Source organism: Candidatus Blochmanniella chromaiodes str. 640 (assembly GCF_000331065.1).
Taxonomy (GTDB): domain Bacteria; phylum Pseudomonadota; class Gammaproteobacteria; order Enterobacterales; family Enterobacteriaceae; genus Blochmanniella; species Blochmanniella pennsylvanica.
The window spans coordinates 471,809-493,469 of record NC_020075.1 but is presented as its reverse complement, the minus strand read 5'-3'; the positions used below and the strand labels follow the sequence as shown (position 1 = coordinate 493,469).

The 21,661-nt window shown below is 28.2% G+C and carries 19 protein-coding genes; 15 read left to right on the top strand and 4 right to left on the bottom strand.

Annotated features, from left to right (window positions below):
• Nucleotides 1-8: 8 nt before the first annotated feature.
• From fabD to lolE, 12 genes are all read left to right on the top strand, one after another.
• Nucleotides 9-953 carry an ACP S-malonyltransferase gene (fabD, locus tag BCHRO640_RS02075; protein WP_015344664.1) on the top strand — a complete coding sequence of 315 codons (945 nt, stop codon included), beginning with the start codon at nt 9-11 and terminating at the stop codon, nt 951-953.
• Nucleotides 954-982: 29 nt separating this feature from the next.
• On the top strand, nt 983-1,717 hold the full coding sequence (gene fabG / locus BCHRO640_RS02070) for a 3-oxoacyl-ACP reductase FabG (protein WP_015344663.1): 735 nt from the start codon (nt 983-985) through the stop codon (nt 1,715-1,717).
• 129 nt (nt 1,718-1,846) lie between these two features.
• On the top strand, nt 1,847-2,098 hold the full coding sequence (acpP, locus tag BCHRO640_RS02065) for an acyl carrier protein (RefSeq protein WP_011282948.1): 252 nt from the start codon (nt 1,847-1,849) through the stop codon (nt 2,096-2,098).
• 625 nt (nt 2,099-2,723) lie between these two features.
• Nucleotides 2,724-3,545, top strand: a complete 822-nt coding sequence (gene pabC, locus BCHRO640_RS02060; RefSeq protein WP_015344662.1) for an aminodeoxychorismate lyase — start codon at nt 2,724-2,726, stop codon at nt 3,543-3,545.
• 370 nt (nt 3,546-3,915) lie between these two features.
• Nucleotides 3,916-4,554, top strand: a complete 639-nt coding sequence (gene tmk, locus BCHRO640_RS02055) for a dTMP kinase (protein WP_015344661.1) — start codon at nt 3,916-3,918, stop codon at nt 4,552-4,554.
• A gap of 6 nt (nt 4,555-4,560) precedes the next feature.
• The gene (locus BCHRO640_RS02050) at nt 4,561-5,562 is read left to right on the top strand and encodes a DNA polymerase III subunit delta' C-terminal domain-containing protein (RefSeq protein WP_015344660.1); all 1,002 of its coding nucleotides are present in this window, start codon (nt 4,561-4,563) and stop codon (nt 5,560-5,562) included.
• A 16-nt stretch (nt 5,563-5,578) separates the two neighbouring features.
• Nucleotides 5,579-6,364, top strand: coding sequence for a YchF/TatD family DNA exonuclease (locus BCHRO640_RS02045; protein ID WP_015344659.1), 786 nt, complete (start codon nt 5,579-5,581; stop codon nt 6,362-6,364).
• A gap of 273 nt (nt 6,365-6,637) precedes the next feature.
• Nucleotides 6,638-6,988 (top strand): HIT domain-containing protein, encoded by a 351-nt coding sequence (locus BCHRO640_RS02040; protein ID WP_015344658.1) that lies wholly within the window; start codon nt 6,638-6,640, stop codon nt 6,986-6,988.
• A 228-nt stretch (nt 6,989-7,216) separates the two neighbouring features.
• On the top strand, nt 7,217-7,714 hold the full coding sequence (locus BCHRO640_RS02035) for a penicillin-binding protein activator LpoB (RefSeq protein ID WP_236608091.1): 498 nt from the start codon (nt 7,217-7,219) through the stop codon (nt 7,712-7,714).
• 241 nt (nt 7,715-7,955) lie between these two features.
• Nucleotides 7,956-9,161 (top strand): lipoprotein-releasing ABC transporter permease subunit LolC, encoded by a 1,206-nt coding sequence (gene lolC, locus BCHRO640_RS02030; RefSeq protein WP_015344656.1) that lies wholly within the window; start codon nt 7,956-7,958, stop codon nt 9,159-9,161.
• Nucleotides 9,154-9,855 (top strand): lipoprotein-releasing ABC transporter ATP-binding protein LolD, encoded by a 702-nt coding sequence (gene lolD, locus BCHRO640_RS02025; RefSeq protein ID WP_015344655.1) that lies wholly within the window; start codon nt 9,154-9,156, stop codon nt 9,853-9,855. Before lolC ends, lolD begins: the two co-directional genes overlap by 8 nt.
• A gap of 13 nt (nt 9,856-9,868) precedes the next feature.
• Nucleotides 9,869-11,101 (top strand): lipoprotein-releasing ABC transporter permease subunit LolE, encoded by a 1,233-nt coding sequence (gene lolE, locus BCHRO640_RS02020; RefSeq protein WP_236608090.1) that lies wholly within the window; start codon nt 9,869-9,871, stop codon nt 11,099-11,101.
• 233 nt (nt 11,102-11,334) lie between these two features.
• Here the strand turns inward: lolE and purB are convergent, their stop codons facing one another.
• Nucleotides 11,335-12,714, bottom strand: a complete 1,380-nt coding sequence (purB, locus tag BCHRO640_RS02015; RefSeq protein ID WP_041567610.1) for an adenylosuccinate lyase — start codon at nt 12,712-12,714, stop codon at nt 11,335-11,337.
• A 420-nt stretch (nt 12,715-13,134) separates the two neighbouring features.
• Nucleotides 13,135-14,238 (bottom strand): tRNA 2-thiouridine(34) synthase MnmA, encoded by a 1,104-nt coding sequence (gene mnmA / locus BCHRO640_RS02010; RefSeq protein WP_015344652.1) that lies wholly within the window; start codon nt 14,236-14,238, stop codon nt 13,135-13,137.
• 720 nt (nt 14,239-14,958) lie between these two features.
• Here mnmA and mntR point away from each other — a divergent pair.
• Together mntR and BCHRO640_RS02000 are read left to right on the top strand one after the other, a co-directional pair.
• Entirely contained in the window at nt 14,959-15,420 is a 462-nt protein-coding gene (gene mntR, locus BCHRO640_RS02005; protein ID WP_015344651.1) for a manganese-binding transcriptional regulator MntR, read from the top strand.
• 461 nt (nt 15,421-15,881) lie between these two features.
• Nucleotides 15,882-16,526, top strand: a complete 645-nt coding sequence (locus BCHRO640_RS02000; protein WP_015344650.1) for a transglycosylase SLT domain-containing protein — start codon at nt 15,882-15,884, stop codon at nt 16,524-16,526.
• Between the two features lie 915 nt (nt 16,527-17,441).
• Here BCHRO640_RS02000 and BCHRO640_RS01995 read toward each other — a convergent pair.
• Nucleotides 17,442-18,080, bottom strand: a complete 639-nt coding sequence (locus BCHRO640_RS01995; RefSeq protein ID WP_015344649.1) for a winged helix-turn-helix domain-containing protein — start codon at nt 18,078-18,080, stop codon at nt 17,442-17,444.
• A gap of 651 nt (nt 18,081-18,731) precedes the next feature.
• Between BCHRO640_RS01995 and BCHRO640_RS01990 the strand changes: the two genes are divergently transcribed.
• Nucleotides 18,732-20,807, top strand: coding sequence for a TonB-dependent copper receptor (locus BCHRO640_RS01990; protein ID WP_236608089.1), 2,076 nt, complete (start codon nt 18,732-18,734; stop codon nt 20,805-20,807).
• Nucleotides 20,808-20,962: 155 nt separating this feature from the next.
• Here BCHRO640_RS01990 and infA read toward each other — a convergent pair whose 3' ends face one another.
• Nucleotides 20,963-21,181 carry a translation initiation factor IF-1 gene (gene infA / locus BCHRO640_RS01985; protein WP_011282932.1) on the bottom strand — a complete coding sequence of 73 codons (219 nt, stop codon included), beginning with the start codon at nt 21,179-21,181 and terminating at the stop codon, nt 20,963-20,965.
• Nucleotides 21,182-21,661: the final 480 nt, after the last annotated feature.

The following is a 21,661-nucleotide window of genomic DNA, read 5'->3' as shown; positions in this document are numbered from 1 at the left end:
TAATTATTATGAATACATTAGCTGTGGTATTTCCAGGACAGGCAGCTCAAAAAGTAGGGATGCTAAGAACTCTTGCGGAACATTATCCGCTAGTAAAAGAGACTTTTTCTGAAGTATCGGAGGTTCTAGGTTATGATATATGGAAATTGGTACAACGTGGACCTGTTACAGAATTAAATAAAACTTATCGAGCGCAGCCGGCTATTTTAACAGCTTCAGTAGCTGTTTGGAGAATATGGAAACAACAGGGAGGTTGTGCGCCAAAGATAATGGCTGGTCATAGCTTAGGAGAGTATTCTGCTTTAGTATGCGCGGAAGGTATGGATTTGTATTCTGCAGTTAAATTAGTAATGATACGTGGTATGTTAATGCAAGAAGTAGTACCTTATGGACGTGGAGCTATGTCTGTAATTATCGGGCTAAGTGATGACGTTGTTTTTGAATTGTGCAACAAAGTAGCAGCACAACAAGATCAAATTGTTTCTCCTGCTAGTTTTAATGGGCCTGGACACGTGGTTATTTCCGGACATAAAGAAGCAGTAAATCGTGTCAATTTGTGTTGTAAAAATGCAGGCGCAAAACATATACTTATGCTGCCGATTAGTGTTCCATCACATTGCTCATTAATGAAACCAGCAGTTGTAAAATTCAGAAAAGAATTAGAAAAAATCGTCATCACTACTCCTAGAATACCAGTAGTAAATAATGTTGATGCGTGTGTTGAGTGGGAATCTAAAGATATTCGTAATGCATTAATACGGCAATTATATACTCCGGTGCGTTGGCATGAAATCGTGCAATATTGCATTCATCAAAAAATTAAGAGATTTTTAGAAATGGGACCTGGAAAAATATTAACTGGATTGATACGTAATACTGTTAGTGATGTGTTTAGTTTATCAGTAAATGATCCTGTTTCTTTATCAGAAGCAATTAGAATGAATAAGAGTTAATATATTTGTATAAGAGGAGTACATGTAGGATGAATTTTAATGGAAAAATTGTTTTAGTAACTGGTGCTCGTCGCGGTATTGGTCGTGCTATTATCGAAATGTTTGCAATGTATGGAGCTACTGTAATAGGAACTGCAACTAGTGAATTAGGCGTCAAAGACATTAATAGGTATTTAGGAAATAAAGGAAAAGGGATGCAATTAAATGTTGCAGATAAATGTTCTATCAATCTTTTTTTTGAAAAAATGCGCCAAGAATTTGATAGCGTTGATATATTAGTGAACAACGCTGGTATCGTCCAAGATAATATTTTGTTATACATGAAAGATGATGCATGGCAATCTGTTATTGACGTAAATTTAACTGCTGTGTACCGTATGTCCAAAGCGGTAATAAAATCGATGATAAAAAAACATTATGGTAGAGTTATTAATATTGGTTCTGTAGTTGGTGTTGTGGGTAATCCTGGGCAATCAAATTATTCGGCTGCTAAATCAGGATTGATTGGGTTCACAAAGTCTTTAGCTCGTGAAGTTGCTTCGAGAGGTATTACGGTTAATCTGGTAACACCAGGATTTATTTGTACAGATATGGTGAAAAAATTAACTGATAAACAAAAAAATGATATTTTATTACAAATACCAGTTAATCGTTTTGGAGATCCAAAAGATGTGGCTTATGCGGTAATATTTTTTGCCTCTGATCATTCAAACTATATTACTGGACAAACGATACATATTAATGGAGGAATGTATATGGGTTAATTTATTCTATGTGATTTATTTTAATAAAAATATAAGAAAATAAAAATGTATTTTATTCAGCGTTTGCAGTGTGTGTTTTATATTTTTGGATACTATTATATAAACGCACGTTGATAGGAAAATAAAAATATGAGTACTATAGAAGAAAAAGTAAAAACAATTATTTCTGAACAATTAGGGGTTAAACAAGAGGAAGTAGTAAATCATGCTTCATTTGTCGAGGATCTTGGAGCTGATTCTCTTGATACTGTTGAGTTGGTTATGGCATTAGAGGAAGAGTTTGATACTGAAATTCCAGACGAAGAAGCTGAGAAAATTACAACTGTTCAGGCGGCAATAGATTTTATTAGTAATAGTCATCAACAAAATAAGAGTAATTAATTATAAACTGATATTTTTATCTTGTTGTATTGAATAATATATAAATGATTTTTAGCGCATTATATTCATAATCATAATATGAATTGAATTCTATTGGAGGTAATTTTTGTTATGTATCCATTTGATTAAATGTGCGAGTATTATTTTTATCTAGTTTAATAATTTAATACATTGCTTAATTATAAGCGTACATTATTAATTAATAAATTTACGAATTATTTCTTATGAATAAATCGAATTATAGTATGAAAAATAGTAATGATAGTGTATGAACATTAAAAGATAGTAGTTTCAAAGAATTTAATTCTATAGAGAATATTATAAATATTAATATAAATCTTTTTTACTATAAAATTGAAGATATCATAAGAGCTATATGATATTCAGGTTAAACAAAAATTTGTGCACATAGAAGACATAGGGCGAGATAGATATTAATTGTATGCATATTGATATTGCATGCATTAATGTATGATTACGTTTATTTTAATATGAATAACGTGCAATGCATATAAATAAAAAATAATGTTTATCTTTTGTTATATATGATCATTAAAAATTGTTTTAGTATTAATTATATTAAATAATTATTAACATTATTAAACACTGACTGATTGAGATTAAAATGTATTGGGTGAATGGAATTTCAAAAAAAACAATATCATTAAATAATCGTGCTTTGCATTTTGGAGATGGATTTTTTACGACTGCTAAAGTACAGAATGGAAAAATTGATTTTTTAGATTGGCATATGGATAGATTGGTTATTTCAGCAAAAAGGTTAATATTTAAAAATTTTAATTTTAATCTTCTGTATAAAGAAATGCAGCAAGCAGCTGCATATAGTGATATATATAGTGTTATTAAAGTAATAATAAGTAGAAGTAATAGCCACAGACTATATGGATATCGATGTAGTAATGATATTGAACCATTACGTATAATTCATGTTAGTCGATTGCCAAAATATTACACGCGCTGGATTCATTCTGGGATTCATTTAAGAACGAGTATTGTGCGGTTAGCACGTAATGCTTGCTTGGCAGGAATAAAGCATCTTAATAGATTAGAACAAGTTATGATTGCCATTTGGGTAAGCAAAAGCGAAACTGATGAAGCATTAGTTTTAGACACTGATGGAAACGTGGTAGAATGTTGTAGTGCCAACATTTTTTGGAGATATAAATATCAGGTATTTACTCCATCTTTATATTATTCTGGTGTTAATGGAATTATGCGTCAATTGGTATTAAAATTATTACCAAAATTAGGATACTGTATACGAGAAGTGACGGTTGGACCTGAACATTTAAAAAATGCAAATGAAGTTTTTATTACAAATGCTTTATTACCGTTAGCGTCAGTTAATTCAATTGATGATTTTGTGTATTCGGATAGGACATTATTTCATTTGCTACGTTTTCATATTATACATAATAAAATTTAAAATATTTACAGTGTTGTGTAACATAATATATATAAAATATTTATGCCCCCTGTTAGTTATAATTATGTATTGTATTGATTTATTTAAAAGTAACTAATGATTGCAATCATAATTGTTATTCAAGATGTTGCTATGTAGCGTAAAAAATGATATTTGCATCTGTACGATATAAATCATGATTGGAAATCTTTGTAGGATTGATTAGGTTTTATTATTTTGGGGTTTTATGGTTATATATTTTAAAAGATACGATTAGAGCATATATAAGATTATATATTTTAATTATTGTTTATTTTCATAAATATGTAAAATTTTATAGATTGTAATAAATGATTAAATAAAACGATTACACAATGTATATTAGGATTCTATGGACAATAGGTTTATTACGATTGAAGGGTTAGATGGTGCTGGAAAAACTACTATTACTCATAGAGTAAGTAAATACTTAAATCAATATGGTGTAACCAATATTTTGACCACTCATGAACCCGGAGGTACGCCGGTTTCGGATTTTTTACGTGTATTGATTAAATATGGTGGTCCTATGAATGAACCTATTAATAGTATATCAGAATTATTAATGATATATGCTGCGCGATTACAATTAATAGAAAATGTTATTAAACCAGCTTTATCTAAAGGTTATTGGGTAATTGGGGATAGATTTGATTTGTCTTCTCAGGCGTATCAAGGAGGAGGCAGAGGAATTGATATATTATTGTTACATGCTTTATCAAATAAGATCACAAATACCTTATCTCCAGATTTGACATTTTATCTTGATATTTCTCCAGAATTAAGCATATCACGTATAAATCATAGACAGAAATTAGATCGTATTGAACAGGAGCCTCTGAGTTTTTTTGATCGTGTACGTTCTTGTTACAAAAAATTAGCTTCTGAAAGAAAAAATATTATCACGATTGATGCTACTCAGAGTTTAGAAGAAGTTTCCATGTCTATTTATAGACATTTAGATTGGTGGTTCTTGCATCCTCAGGAATAATCTATAATGAGATGGTATCCTTGGCTAGATAGTACTTATAATCAAATATTAAATGCTTATCGACAAGATAGAGGACATCATGCCTTACTTTTAAATAGTAAACGAAACAATGGTGAAAATACTTTAATTTATGCTATTGCGCGTTGGTTAATTTGTTCTCATCCTGACGCAAATCAATGTTGCAATATTTGTTATGATTGTAGATTAATGAACGTAGGACATCATCCAGATTATTACGAAATAAGTCCTGAAAATAATACTCAAACTATCGGTGTTGATATTATTCGTGATTGTATTAATTCTCTACACAAATATGCATGCCAAAGCAAAGTAAAAATTATATATATAGGATATGTGGAATGTTTAACGGATCAGGCTGTTAATGTATTGTTAAAAACACTTGATGAACCCCCAACAAATACTTATTTTTTTTTTAAAACTCGAGATTACATGAGAATATCATCAACGTTGTTGAGTCGGTGTATGAGATGGTCTATTATATCTCCTAAAGAATCGATTGGATTACAGTGGTTAATGAAAAATAGAGAAGAGATAAATGATATTTTGTTGGCGCAGTGTGCATTACGTTTGTGTGATGGATCTCCTATAGAAGCTGAAGATATGTTTAAATTAGGTTTATGGAAACAACGATTAGAATTGTGCAAATGTATAAATTATGTCATTGCAAACGGGGATTTTTTAAAACTTGTGCCATTTTTAAATATTTGTAAGAATGATATATATTTGTATTGGTTTATAACTGTACTTGTAGATGCATTAAAATGGAAGCAAGGGATAAAAAAAAGATTTTTAATAAATTTAGATCAAGTAGAATTGATCACTGTTATTACAGTTCATTGGGGTATTGTATCTTTAAGTCGTCAGTTACAACAATGGTTGGTGTTGTTACGTTATTTTCAAGAATTTACTAATATTGATCGCGAATTATTATTGACTTATCGATTATTAAATTGGCAACAAGATATTGTTGAATCTTGTTTGCATTAATGGAGTGTATAATGTTATGTTTTTGGTGGATTCCCATTGTCATTTAAATCAACTGAATTATCAAGATGTTCACAAAAATGTTTCAGATGTGTTGAACAAAGCTAAACAAAAGGGGGTTCAATTAGTCTTGTCGGTCAGCCTTACTATGTCAGATTATGAAGATATGGTAAAATTAATTGGATATAGAAGTGATGTTCTGTTTTCTTGTGGAGTGCATCCTACATATGTATATAATATTAATAATTTTGACAGCGAAAAATTGTATGTTTTGTCTTCTAAAAGGAATGTAGTAGCTATCGGTGAAACTGGATTAGATTATTATCATCGATTAGAATCGGATAGTAAAAAAAAGCAAAAAAAAGCATTTAGAGAACATATTCGTGTTGCTAAAGCAACAAAAAAGCCAATTATTGTACATAGTCGCAATTCTTGCCAGGATACTGTCACGCTTTTACGATCAGAAGAAGCAGAGGAGTGCGGTGGTATATTGCATTGTTTTAGTGAAGATATAGATACTGCAAGATTATTGTTAGATCTTAATTTTTATATATCTTTTTCTGGAATGATAACGTTTACTAAATCTTATATGATGCAGGAAGTAATTAAATATATACCTTCCGACCGTATTTTGTTAGAAACTGATTCTCCTTATCTAACCCCAGTTCCTTATAGAGGACAAGAGAATCAACCTGCTTACATATATGAAATTGCCAAATATGTAGCGTCTATAAAAAATATAAATATAGATGAATTAGCGGTTATCACTACATCTAATTTTCGTACCTTGTTTCATTTGGAATAAAATTATAATAATATTATGTATTAATTTGTATGTATAAATAAATTATTGTTCGTATTTTTATTAATTTTTAGAGCATGGTAATTATACTGGTGTTGGATTATGCTTCAGTTAATGTGAGATTCATTTATGTAGTAATTATAGAATAAAATATAAGGGATAGTATTTTTAAATAATGTAGTATCTGTATTTGTTATTTTAAGAGTATAATGTTATTTGATGTATTTAAAAAAAATTATTGTAGAATTCGTATGATTTTTAGGAATAGAATAAGTTATGAAAAAAGACAATATTTTTATGAATATTATTCACAAAAAAATCAAAACCGATATATTATATCAGGATGAGTTAGTTACTGCATTTTATGATTTAAAGCCTCAGGCGCCTGTTCATGTATTAATTGTTCCTAATATTTTGATTCCTACCGTTAATCATGCTAAAACTCATGATGAAATAATATTAGGTAGATTATTTATAGTAGCCGCAAAAATCGCTGAACAAAAGAATATACATTCTTCAGGTTATCGTTTAATAGTTAATTGTAATGATCATTCTGGCCAAGAAATTTATCATCTTCATATGCATTTATTGGGTGGAAAGCCTTTGGGTCCTTTGTTACAGCAGTAACATAGTTTAATTAAAAATGAATTTTTAAATTAATTGTGTGTTTATTTCAATAAAATAGTGTATTTGTACATATGCAGGATACATAGATAATGAAGTGTGGGGTTTTTTATATCAAAATGCATATAATTAAATAAAAAATTAAAAAAAGTAATATGAAATTTTATTGTCGACAATAGAATTGTATATATTATGATTGTAAATAAAAAAATAGTGTATCTATTTCTTAGTATGATTTTTTTAGATCATATTGGTTGGTGTGGCGATAATGTGCCTATTTTGACGACAGAACCTACTTTATTAATACCCCAAAAAATTAATTTAATTAATTGGCAACCGGTTTTATTAAGAATGCTGCAGAGTGTATTTTTTTTTGATAATATTGAACGTGATAGCGTATTATTAGTAAATATGGTAAAGAATAAAACTGATGGTATTTTGCAGGCCAGCAAAATTACGAATATTTTGATTAATTATATTGTAGAGAATACCAGAAAATATAATGTTATCGATATGGGAGTGCTGTATTCTGTGTATAGGGAATTAGGTATGTTGCCAGAAGATAATAGAAATTCCTATAGTTTTTCTATGAAAATTGCAAATTATTTAAAAGCGAATTATATTTTGTATGGCATTGCTTATGGAGATGCATCTAAACCAAGTTTAGAATTGCAATTAATATCCGTTAAAACCGGTGAGATTTTACGTGTTGTTAATAGTTCTGTATAGGGTATAAACAGTTCTAATAATATCGAGACGTTGGTAATTTAACACCTCTTTTAAGAGACTGATAAATATTATATTGAGAAATAATTCAGTTATTAAGATTTTATTAAAATAATTATATGTATTGAAATAATAAATATAATTATTTTAATAAATTTTGTATTCGTATGCATATGTGCATGTAATTATATATGATTGTGTATTATTTTTTTTTATATTTATGAGGTAACTTAAACAAATATTGATGCATCGATCAACTATATTGTTTATTGCGCTACGTTATATTTCAGGAAAATCGATAGATCAATTTGGTCGATATATTTATTGGTTTTCTAGTTTTGCTATTATGATAGGTGTGATGTCTACGATAACTGTGTTATCAGTCATGAACGGTTTTGAGAGTGAGTTAAAACAAAATCTTCTTAATTTCATACCTCATGCGTTACTCACTACCTCCAAAGGATACGTACATGTTAGAGATAAACCAAATTTAGTATTAGATCAACTACATAATATAACACACGAGGAACCATTGGTCATATCCGATGTGATATTGCAAAGTTCCAATAAAATTTCGTTTGGAGTAATGTTAGGGATTAAACCAGATTGTTTTGAACCGTTGTGTGATTATTTGGTAAATAAACATGAAAATCAATTGGTTTTAGGAAAATATTATATAATCCTTGGTTCAGAATTAGCAAAAAAACTTGAAGCACATATAAATGATCAAATTCGTTTGATTATTCCTTCTGTTATGCAGATCACTCCTATTGGCTATATCCCCAGTCAACGATTGTTTACGGTATTAGATATTTTTATTACTAACAGTGAAGTTGATTCTTATCAAGTATTGGTTCATCAATCAGATGCTGCTGCGTTAATGCATTATCCATTACAATGTGTTACTGGGTGGCGTTTATGGCTACATGAACCATTTTTGCTCAGCAATTATACTCAACAATTGCGATTACATACAGATTGGATTTGGAAGGATTGGAGAGAATATAAAGGGTCTTTATTTCAAGCGATGAAAATAGAAAAAAATATAATGTCTTTGTTATTAGGTTTAATTATAATAGCAGCAGGTTTTAACATTGTTTCTTTTTTAGTATTATTAATATTGGAAAAACAAATAGAAATTGCAATACTCAAAACATATGGTTTCACTCGCCGACAGATTATCTTACTTTTTATGGTTCAAGGAGTTACTAATGGTTTTTTTGGTATTATATTGGGAACGATATTGGGAGTATTGTTATCTCATAAGTTAAATAAAATATTATTATTTTTAAAAATATTTCCAGATACTATATTTTTACCTATAGAAATAAAATATTCTCAAATATTAAGTGTCATATTCATGACGTTTATTATGATTTTATTAGCTACATTCTACCCATCGTGGAGAGCAGCTTCCTTTCATCCTGCAAAAATTTTACGTTATGGCTAATATTCCATTGTTGCATTGTATTCAGTTAACAAAATATTATCAACGTGCTAATTTCTTAATTAAAGTGTTGCATTGCATTACTCTAAGTATACAATCTAACGAAATGGTTGCTGTGGTAGGCGCATCTGGATCTGGTAAAAGTACATTATTGCATTTGCTTGGAGGATTAGATAAGCCAACTGAAGGAGAGATATTTTTTGAGGGTCATGCGCTACATAAGTTAACTGACAATGAACGTTCTGTGATACGCAATAAACGGTTAGGATTTGTTTATCAATTTCATCATTTATTGTCAGATTTTGATGTTTTAGAGAATGTAGCAATGCCCTTGTTGATTGGAGGTATTGCGTTTAATCAAGCAAAAAGTAGAGCGCAATGTGTATTAGAGTCAGTTGGATTAAAAAATCATATTAATTCTTTTCCGCATGAATTATCTGGAGGAGAAAGTCAACGAGTTACTGTAGCTCGGGCTATAGTAAATAATCCATCTTTAATATTAGCTGATGAACCAACTGGTAATTTAGATCAAAAGAATTCAGATAGTATTTTTCAATTATTAAAAAAGTTAAATACATATTATGGCACAACTTTTTTAATAGCAACGCATGATTTAGATTTTGCTAAACAATGCCATAAAATATTAATGATATCTAATGGTAAAATAAAATTGAGTCAGAATGATTCGTTTAGGTAATTGTTTATAAATGATGTTGTCTTTGAAAATTGCATTAAAATTTCATCGAGGTTCGAGTAGTAATATTTTAATGTCCTTAATGTCTTTGATTTCTGTTATTGGTATTACTATAGGTATAACTATATCTATAATTGCATTAAGCACAATGAATGGTTTTAAATATGAATTAAGTAATCGTATTTTATCAGTTATTCCGCATGGAGAAATTGAACCAATAAGAGCGCCATTCATTAATTGGCAAACAGTTTTAGAGTGTATTCGTAAAATACCAGATATTAGTTATGTGAATCCTTATATTAATTTTTATGGCGTTGTTGAATATAATAATAAATGGCATGTAGTTTATGTCAGAAGTGTAGATTTAAAGGAAAAAGTAAATGAAAACGCATTAATGAATTTTATAGAAAAAGATTCTTGGAAATATTTTTGTGAAAATGTAGAAAAAATTATTTTAGGGAAAGGCATATCAGAAGATTTAGGAATTAAAGTGGGTGATTGGATTACCGTTTTGACTGCTCATGATTTTCGTTCGAACAATAAATTATTGTCATCCAAAAAAATTCGTTTACAAGTAGCTGGAATATTAAATTTAAATAGTCAATTAGACTGCAATATTGCTATAATGTCTTTATCAGACGCGCAACATTATTACGATGAAACGTCAGATGTTTCAGGAATAGCTATTAAAGTTAATAATATTTTTTCTGTTAATAAAACACTATATAAAATTCAAAGAATGCTTAATCATCAGGTTTTTGCGCGAAGTTGGATGGATACTTATGGGTATATTTATCAAGATATTCAAATGGTTCGCATAATTATATATTTATCAATGATATTAATTATAGGTATTTCTTGTTTTAATGTAGTTGCTGCATTGATTTTATCCATAAAAGACAAAAATTATGATATTGCGATAATTCGCGCATTGGGGGCTAAAAATATTTTAATTCAATATATATTTTTTTGGTATGGGTTAATTATTTATATAATTTCTAGTATTATAGGAACTGGACTGGGTATTTTTATAGCTTTTAATTTAACGAGTTTAATTACGATATGTAATGATTTATTGGAAAGTAAAATTTTATCAGAAGGAACTTATTTTATTAATTTTTTACCAGTTAAGCTAAACGAATGGGACATATTGTTGGTATTAAGCACAACAATATTACTAGGTTCATTAACTAGTTGGTATGCAGCGTCAAAAATAAGGCAGGTTAATTTATCTAAAATCTTAAAATAGCATGATTATGATTTTTATTAGAGTATTATAATGGTGCTTTGAGTAGATAGATTGGTTAAATCACATAATCGGATTTTTTAATAAAATATCAAATTAATATAAATATAATGAGATGATATACTATGTTATTCATTTCAAAATGAATGTGATTGTTATGTATTATAAATACAATATAACGTGAATCGTTCGGTCCGGTTCATGTGCTTTATAGAAATTTATTTATAGTTTTATTATTATATTATATCAGTGATATCATTTGCCATGACTGCCGCCAAACCTATGTAATCACGTGGTGTGATTTTTTGTAATCGTATTTTTTCTGTTGCTGGTAATGGTAATGATTCAATAAAAATTTTTATTTTTTCAGGATTAATCTCTGTATTATTGATGAATTGTTTTGTGCATTCATAAGATTCATGAATATTGTGTCGTCGCATTACTGTTTGAATAGCTTCGCTTAACACTATCCAGTTTTTATTTAATTCGGTTAATACATGTTCTTTATTAACTGTCAGTGTTTTTATACCTTTTAATATGCTATGGTAGGCAATTAAGGCATATCCCATGGCCATACCTAGATTTCTTAAAACAGTAGAATCGCTTAAATCACGTTGCCAACGTGATATCGGAAGTTTAGCAGAAAAATGGTTAAACATGGCGTTTGCTAACCCTAAATTTCCTTCAGAATTTTCAAAGTTTATAGGATTTATTTTATATGGCATAGTAGAAGATCCGATTGTAGTATTGCTATGGTTTTGTTTAAAATAATTAAGAGCAATATATCCCCATATATCTCTATTAAAATTTATTAATATGGTATTAAATCGTGCAATACAGTCGGATAGTTCGGCAATATAATCGTGTGGTTCTATTTGTGTTGTATAAGGGTTCCATTTCATGCCTAAAGATGTAACAAACTCTTCACTGAACTTGCGCCAATTTATTTCTGGATATGCTGTTACATGAGCATTATAGTTTCCTACGGCACCATTCATTTTACCTAGAATTTTAATTGATTCTAATTGATGATATTGACGTATCAAACGGTATGCAATATTAGCCATTTCCTTTCCGATAGTAGAAGGGGTAGCGGGTTGTCCATGGGTTCTAGATAACACAGGAATATCTTTATAATTAATACTCATTTTTTTTATTTCATTAATAATTTGTTTCCAAATGGGCAAAAAAACAGTTTTTTTAGTGTTAATCAGCATCAATCCATACGCAAGATTGTTAATATCGTCTGAAGTACAAGCAAAATGAATAAATTCACTGATTTTTTTTAAATTAGGTAATATGTTTATTTTTTCTTTTAAAAAATATTCTATTGCTTTGAGATCATGATTGGTAATTTTTTCTATTTCTTTAATACGTTCTGCGTCTTTAATATTAAAGTTGATTGTCAGTTTATTTAAAAAATCAGATTCGATTTGTGTAAAAGGCGGTATTTCCGTAATAGAAATTGTGTTAGCTAGTTTTTTTAACCAATGAATCTCTATTTGTACACGAAATTTCAGCAAACTAAATTCACTAAAAATATTACGTAAAGAATCAGTTTGTTTGTAGTAACGGCCATCAATAGGAGATATTACAGTTAAGGGCGATAATGTTATCACTTTTTCCTCTTCATAATTAACTAGATGCTCATATTTTATATGATATTTAAAAATTACAAGTTTATCCAAGATAAAATATGTGTATCTTATTGAATATTTTTATATTTTTGTAAGAAAGTTGTATTTCATAAATATAGGTGATTATATGATATTAGCGTTAATGTTTAAAAACATATGGGATGATGATAATCAATGATAATTCATCACAATGATGGACATGATTTTGTAAAATATTCATATAATTAATTTATTGATATTTGTTCAGGTGATTTTAATTCTAACTAAGCTCATGAAATTATAACATTTATTTATTTATAATGGAAATGTAAATTATATGCAATAACTATTAGTTATATTTGATTTTAACAATTGATATTTTTGATATTTGTTAAAACAATTGTCTTAATGTTTAAGAATCTAAAAAGGGTATATTTTGGTAATAATCCCTCCCCCCAAACAACGTTCTTTTAAATAAAATACTGCTGATTGTCCTGGTGTAATTGCTAAAACCGGAATTTTTAAAATAACTTTAAGATTGTTGTTTAAAAGAGGATATATTTGACATTGAATATCGGGATGTCTATATCTGGTTTTAACTGTGCAATGTAAAGGGGATGTAAGTGTGTGTCGTTTTACCCATTGGGTTTGTTCAGTAATGAACGCGGTAGACATGAGACGCGGATGATTACGTCCTTGCGCTGCAATTAACGTATTATTTGATGTATCTTTATCTATTACGTACCATGGTTGTCCATTTCCTTGTTTCACTCCACCTATTTTTAGGCCTTTTCTTTGCCCTAAGGTATAAAATGATACTCCTTGGTGGGCGCCGATTGTATTTCCATTTATATCGATTATAACTCCTGGTTGTATTGGTATATATTTACTAATAAAGTCTTTAAATTTACGTTTACCAATAAAACAGATACCAGTTGAGTCTTTTTTGTTTGCTGTAATTAAGTTTAATTTTTTAGCAATATTTCTAACTTGGAATTTATTTAATGTTCCTACAGGAAATAAACATTGTTTAAGTTGTTTATAGCTTAGTGTATACAAAAAATAACTTTGATCTTTATTTCGGTCTACACCACGTATCAGATAAGTTTTTTTATTCATATCAACACGGCGTACATAATGTCCGGTTGCAATAAGATCCGCGTCTAGATCTTGCAATGCAAATTCTAAAAAATATTTAAATTTAATTTCTTTGTTACAAAGTATATCAGGATTGGGAGTTCGACCCACGCTATATTCTTTCAAAAACACTTGAAATACATTTTCCCAATATTCTTTAGAAAAATTTATGGTATGTAGATATATGCCCAAATTATCGCAAACAGAATGAGTATCCGATAAGTCAGATGCTGATGCGCAATGTTCTGTGCTGTCGTCATCTTCCCAATTTTTCATAAATAATCCTTCTACTTTATATCCTTGTTGTTGTAGCAACCATGCAGATACAGAAGAATCTACACCACCAGACATTGCAACAATTACTTTTTTTATGTGATTAAATGACATTATTTATAATAAAATAAAATATAAAATGATTCATATAGTATGTAATATAGAAGTTTTGTATTTTAAGTATTTATTTACATAAATGTATGCGGATAATAATAGTATATAGAATAATTTATACGATTTATTTTTTAATTTCCACAATATACATTTTAAAAAAATTAAACATTTTTAACTCATATGAAGGATGGAATTAAAAGATATTTATTTGATCTATAAATATAATGATATAGTGTATCAAATAATATTATCATCACTTAAGTCAATTTGATATATATATATCATATTTTGCTAAATATTTTGTCAATTAATTATTTGTTCTATCAAACATACGTTGATTACTATTATCACATAATAATATATATGGATAAATTACGATAGATCAAGATGATTTTTTATGTAATTAATTATTAAAAGATATATTAATTATTTAATATTTAAATAATTGTTCTTTCTATTTAAGAGATCAGCGCGATAGTCAAATATTTAATTTGTTTCTATGTTATACATGTATATGTAGTGTTTATTATTTTTATTTACATACATAAATTATTTGATATAGCGTATTTACTAATATGAAGTACAGTATGTAGACTGTGAACTTTATCTTCACACTTTGTAGACAAGTATATAACACTCATTATTTATTATAATACAACATCTACTTATGTAAATCGACAAAAAAGTATTATTATTTATAATGTAACATGAGATTTTATTATGACTAAAAATGAAGAAGTGTTGTCCAGTAATTTAGCGTGTTTAAAAAAAAAAACAAATAATTTACAAGGATTTATCCAGGTTAGAGCAGCACATCGACGTGAGCTTATTGATGATTATATTGAATTAATTGCAGATTTAATTCAAGAACGCGGGGAAGCACGTCAAGTAGATTTAGCATTAAGACTTGGAGTAACGCAACCAACAGTAGCAAAAATGTTAAAAAAGTTGATAGCCTCTTCATTAATTAAGCATAAACGTTATTGTGGGGTGTCGTTGACAAAACAAGGAAAGCAATTGGCTTATGAAAATCATATACGACACAAAATTGTAAAAACTTTTTTAATAGATTTAGGCATCAATAAAAAAATTGCTCAAAGAGATGCAGAAGGTATCGAGCATCATGTTAGCAATGAAACATTGTTGGCATTTATTCAATTCTCTAAGCGCTTCAATAAATAATTATTTATGTACGTGATTTTATCTATGTATGTAATACATAGATGGTAAAAAGTAAGTTTTAATGTTGTGTATTATAATTATAAATATTTAATTTTGAGTTTTTATTTTAATAATTTTTTGTTTAAATTTATTTAAGTAAATTACTATTTAATTTTAGTAAAAAACGTATAAAACCTATGTTATCCTTATTTGTTAAAGAAATAAATATTTTGTTCTATACAGAACAGTCAATTTTTTAATATTTTTAGTATAAACTTTAAGTATAATTATTCGCTCGGTAACCAATATAACATGAATCATTATTCGTGTGTCTATGTGTGCATATATGTATAAATAAATATTCTTATATATTTTAATTATTAAAATTGTGGAAAAATTACTTTTTTAAAGTATGAGAGCATCACTTTTGTATAATAATTTTATGAAGAAATACATATTTTGATCATAAAAATTATGAAATTATGAAGATATACATAATACATTTAGTTGTAATTTTGTTACTAACAACTTGTGCTCAAAAAAATATTGAAAAAAATACTACCTGGACATTATATACTCATTCAAAGTACAAGATAATTTATTTTTCTAAACGAATTACACCGTCTATGTATAATGATTACATTCATTATTGTGCTATGAATTATGGAGTAGATGCATCTTTAGTGAAAGCCATTATTCAAGTAGAATCTAATTATAATCCTACTGTAATTAGTAAATCTAATGCTGTTGGATTAATGCAGCTTAAAGCGGATACTGCAGGAAGAGATGCTTATCGTTTGAAAGGATGGAGAGGAGAACCTAGTATTCATGAATTAAAAAATGCTGCTGTTAATATTGATCTTGGTACTGCTTATTTGTCTATATTGCAAAAACAATTAGAGGGAATTATTGATGTAAAAACTAGACGATACGCCATAATTGTTGCTTATGTGAATGGTTTAAGTGCGTTATTGAAAACATTTTCTATTGACCGTAATTATGCTCTTGAAAAAATAAACAAACTTAATCCGGAACAATTTTACCAACATATACAATCTCATCATCCATCTAAGCAAGCGCAACGCTATTTATTTAAAGTTAATTCTGTTTATGTTACACAAAATTAGTTGTAATAATAGTTTTTTATTTTTATAAAAATATTTTATTTTTGATAAATTTTATGAGGTATACGTTATAGCTATTGTGATTTGATGGAACATATTATTAGTATAATTTGTTTATAGCAGGTTAATTTTATGTACTTTAAATAAGTACATGGTATATTTATTTTCGGTTGTTATTGAAATAAATCAATACAGGATATTGATAACTTTTGAACGATAATAAACAATTGTTCTGACTCAGTTAAATTAGTTATAACGATATTAAAAATATAATAATGTTTTCTTGTTCTAATTATTTAATTAAAAAACTTTATTTCACGTAGAGAATAACTTGTGTCTATCTATTTGATAGATAATATACTGTATTTATATACAGTGATATACATTTTATTATTGTTGAGTAGATACAAATATCAATTTATTTTAATGATTTAGATATGTACGATTGATTTATATTTTGTTAGGGGCTCCCTATTCTGGGGAGCTTTCTTAATAATTTTTTAATTTTTGTGCTATTTATTTTATAATGTGGTTATTTTTAGTAAAAATGTAAGAATTACAGACAATGCGATAATGCTTTATTAAAAAATAATATTATTTTTTAATAAATAGTTGATAGACATCAACTATAATGATTGTTGAATTTTAACAAAAGGAAAGTGCGTTGAATTTAATTGGTTTATTTAAAAAATTTATAAATGGATGCTTAATTGAAGAAGTGCTTTTTGATTGAAAGAATATATAAATGAATGCATTTTATTTTTTATATGTTTTTAGTAATTATTAGTGAATAACGTGTGCAATCCATGTAATTTATTGAAAGCACACACTGTTATTACGTGCATGTTGTATAACAATTAAAATTTTAGAGTTAAAAGACAAGATAATATGAATTACATTATTATTTATTTGATGGTGCTATGTAATTTCGGTGCACTGCATAATTCGGTCATTACATTCAAATCCTAATTCTGAATGGAAAGCGCAAATATTACATGAGTTTATTTCTTTGCAACAATATAGTTTAATATGATCTTTTTTAGTGTATAAAAACACAAAACCAATGCTGAGTAATATTACGGCCATTATCGTCAGAGTAATCATATATTTTATATGAGCTTTGATATTTAGTAAGATAGAAGATGATAGTAAATTATTGTTTTGATCTGTGGTTTTATGTAGAGGGGAAGATACGCATGGCCGATCTTCGTGTATTTTTTCTACAATCAATTGATTGTTTAGCTTTAGCCCTCGTTTAGGAATAGTTATAATGGATGAGGAATCTAATCCAAAAGACGTTAAAGTTTTTCGTATTAAACTAATTTGTTGATTTAAGTTGCCGTTAGATGGTTCCAGTCCATAAGCTCTCCAAACGATTGAAAACAAGTGCTCTCGAGTGACTGGCGCACAAATATCAATATTGTGTCGTTTAATAAGCTCTTCTAATACTCGTCCGGCAGAATTAGATAATTTTACTGATGTGTTGGAATCAGTTAATAATGTCAGAGTATATTCTGTAGTGTCAAATATTATAGTTGATTGAATGACATATTTCATTTAATTACTCTATATGAACTGTATATGGGTAAATTAACATTTACGTTAGTTTTTTACATAAGATTCAGATAATATATTTTTTTAATTAAAATATATATAGATGCTATAAGAAGTATTTCATTATAAAAATACATTAACATGATTATAATCTGTGTTATTTAGATTATGGTGTTTACAATTTATTTTTTGATAGTATAACAACATTTTGTAAAAATCTAGCATATTAGTAGGTGTACTGATCAAATCGATATCGTTTTGATAAGTTGATTCTTTTGATAAATTAAATAAGACGTGTTAACTAAACTGCAGGTGAAGATATAGAATAGCAACTCCTTTGACTTTTTCAGTGTTAGTAATAATGTTGTAAATTCAATGTTATATAGATTACAATTTTTTTTAAGTATTATGATATTTGTAAATAATCTCAAGATTAGGTTTTTAGTCAGAAACGTTTGGTTTTAATCGAGATTGTTAATATTATCTATTTATCTGATTTTATATTAGAAGAAATTAAGTTTTTAATATATATTGTAATAACGATGTTAGTATCTTGAAAAGAATGTAACAGTTATGAGTATACATATGATACATGATAAATTTTTTTATAATAATGAAATATTAATTCATATTATATCATTTTTAATATGTTTTATGTTAATCATATTTACTGTTAATAATTCTCAAGCTAATTCAAATGATGTATCTGTTAGTAGTAGACCCAAAGATACTTCGACATCAATGTTTAGTGACATACAAACACTACCTATATTATTCCAAGGAAAAATGCATGATGACGTCATAACTGTTATTTCGCCAAAAAATTCCCCATTGATTTTTAGTGATTCTCCTGCAAAATCTTTGCAGTCGTTGTATGTAATTGATGTTTCTGATTATTTAAAAGGTATTGCTGGATTTTCTGCTATTCGTAATGGAGGAGTGAATAACGAACCAGTGTTTAGGGGAATGTTTGGATCTCGAATACGTATTTTGATGGATAATGGAGAAATACTTGGTGCTTGTTTTTCTCATATGGATCCTGTTAGTGCTTATATTTTTCCAGAGACTTTTGATATTTTAAATATCATTAAAGGCCCTCAAACAGTACTATGGGGTCCTGTAACATCTGCAGGTACATTGCAATTTGAACGATACCATCCTCGATTTGATACATCAAAAATTCAATTACGTAGCAATGTAACAATCGGTGCAAATAATAAAATAGATAAAAATATAGATAGTATTATGGGGAGTAAATATGGCTATATTAGATTAATAGGCAATGTTTCTCGTTCAGACGATTATCATGATGGCAATAAAGACCAGGTACATTCTGCGTGGTATAAATGGAACGCTGATGCGATTTTGTCGTTTAATTTGAGTGCAGATACATATTTAGAAGTCAGCCTAGGACAGGGAAATGGTACTGCAAATTATGCTGCTCGATCTATGGATGGGTTATGTTTTGCTAGAGAAAGTTATGGAATGAAAATAGAAACTTTAGATATCAGCAAAACATTAGATAAAATTGAATTACAAGCTTGGCACAATTATGTAAACCATATTATGGCTGATACTGTGTCTCATAATACAGAACTATCTACTGAAAAATGTTGTGGGTTTAGTGGTAATATTAATAATAATGTTGATCGATTAATATGGGGTGCACGAGGTATTACTGTATCTCAGTGGGACAATATCAAATGTCATAGTGGAGCAGATGTTCAAATTAATACACATAGAGAACATATGAAATCCAATTCTAATTGGAAAACGGACATTGTTTCTCGAGACACTGGCATATTTACCGAATTGATCTTTGATTCATTGTCAAACAGAAGATTTACTGGAGGGACACGATTGGAATACAGTGTGATTAATTTTAATAATTCTTCTAAATATAAACGACATGGCATAGTATATCCCGCTGGTTTTATACGCTACGAGCATAATATCAATCCATTATTGTCATATTATATTGGTGTAGGAACAAGTTTTCGTTTGCCTGATTATTGGGAATTATTTTATACTAAATTCGGTGAAAATATTAATATAGATGATATTTTAAAATTAAAACCTGAAAAAACTTTTCAGGTAGATATTGGAGCATCTTTTCAACATCTACAAATAAATGGATGGATATCATCTTATGCTGGATATGTTAAAGATTTTATTGTGTGTGATTATCGCAACGATGATGCTATACAAAATGCTATTAGTTACGCGGAGAACATTCGTGCTAAAATATGCGGAACTGAAGTAGGATTAAATTATCAATTTAATGAACATTGGCACACTGCTACTAATATCTCATGGGTTTGGGGCATGAATATTGATGATGGTTGCACTTTATTTAGAACTCCTCCATTGGAGGGTAAGATTACATGTCAATGGATACGAGGAAGTTATAGTATAACTGCTAAGTGGAGATTGGCATTGGCGCAATCTATTAATGATTCGTTGATGTCACCAAGGTCTTTTGTTTCTAGAAATATGTTGCCTCATACAGGTGTAAATTGTAATACTTCAGGATTTGGAATATTATCTATGAATTTTGCATGGAAAAGTTCTCAATTTTATAAATTTAGCATTGGTGTAGATAATTTACTAAATCATAGTTATAGAGAATATCTGAATCCATGTGTTCATAAACGGCTTGGATATCCTTCTGGTACTCTGATTTATGAACCAGGACGTACCTGGTGGATTAAATTAGGTATGGAGTTATAAAAAAGATAAAAAATCTTTATTTATATTAATGTGATTGATGCAACGAGTATACATGAATTTACCATGATTTCTTGAAATAAACTTAATAGATAGACTTGTATTTACAGTGGATTTAACGGTGCATATATATAAAAATTTAAATTAGATTTTTATTGTTATCGGCTACGAAAAATAATCCTTCCTTTACTTAAATCATATGGTGTCAGTTCAACGGTGACTTTGTCTCCTGTTAATATTCTAATGTAGTTTTTTCTTATTTTTCCAGAAATATGTGCTACAATGACGTGTCCGTTTTCTAATTTTACACGAAACATCGTATTAGGCAAGGTATCCAATACTGTACCGTGCATTTCGAAACTATCTTCTTTTGTCATTATGATCTCTAAAAAATTAAATAAACGATCCGGAATTCTCTCACAAGATTAGAAGCTAATCAAGTGTTGATTTGATTCGTACGATAATTTAAAATGCTCAATTTTAATAAATTTATTATAAAAGTTTATTTTTTGTCGAATACAATCACTAAATTATAACTATAATAATGGACTATAATGGGACCTATATTGTTAGAATTTGGTTATTTTTTTATTTATTTCAGACATATACACTACTACTTCAGTACAAATCCTACTTTTGTTTTGTATTTTATGTATTCAGATTGCAGTATGTTCACTATATATTTGTGTAATTAACTTCATATGTTTATTCAATGTTGTTACAGCATGCTGTGTAACATTAAACATTAGTTTTTACTTGTTAAATATTAATTTTTATTTTTAGATTTTGTAAGCAAGAATAATTATATGTTTTAATTAAAAATTAATAGATAGTTTTATTTGAATTTTATTTTATTT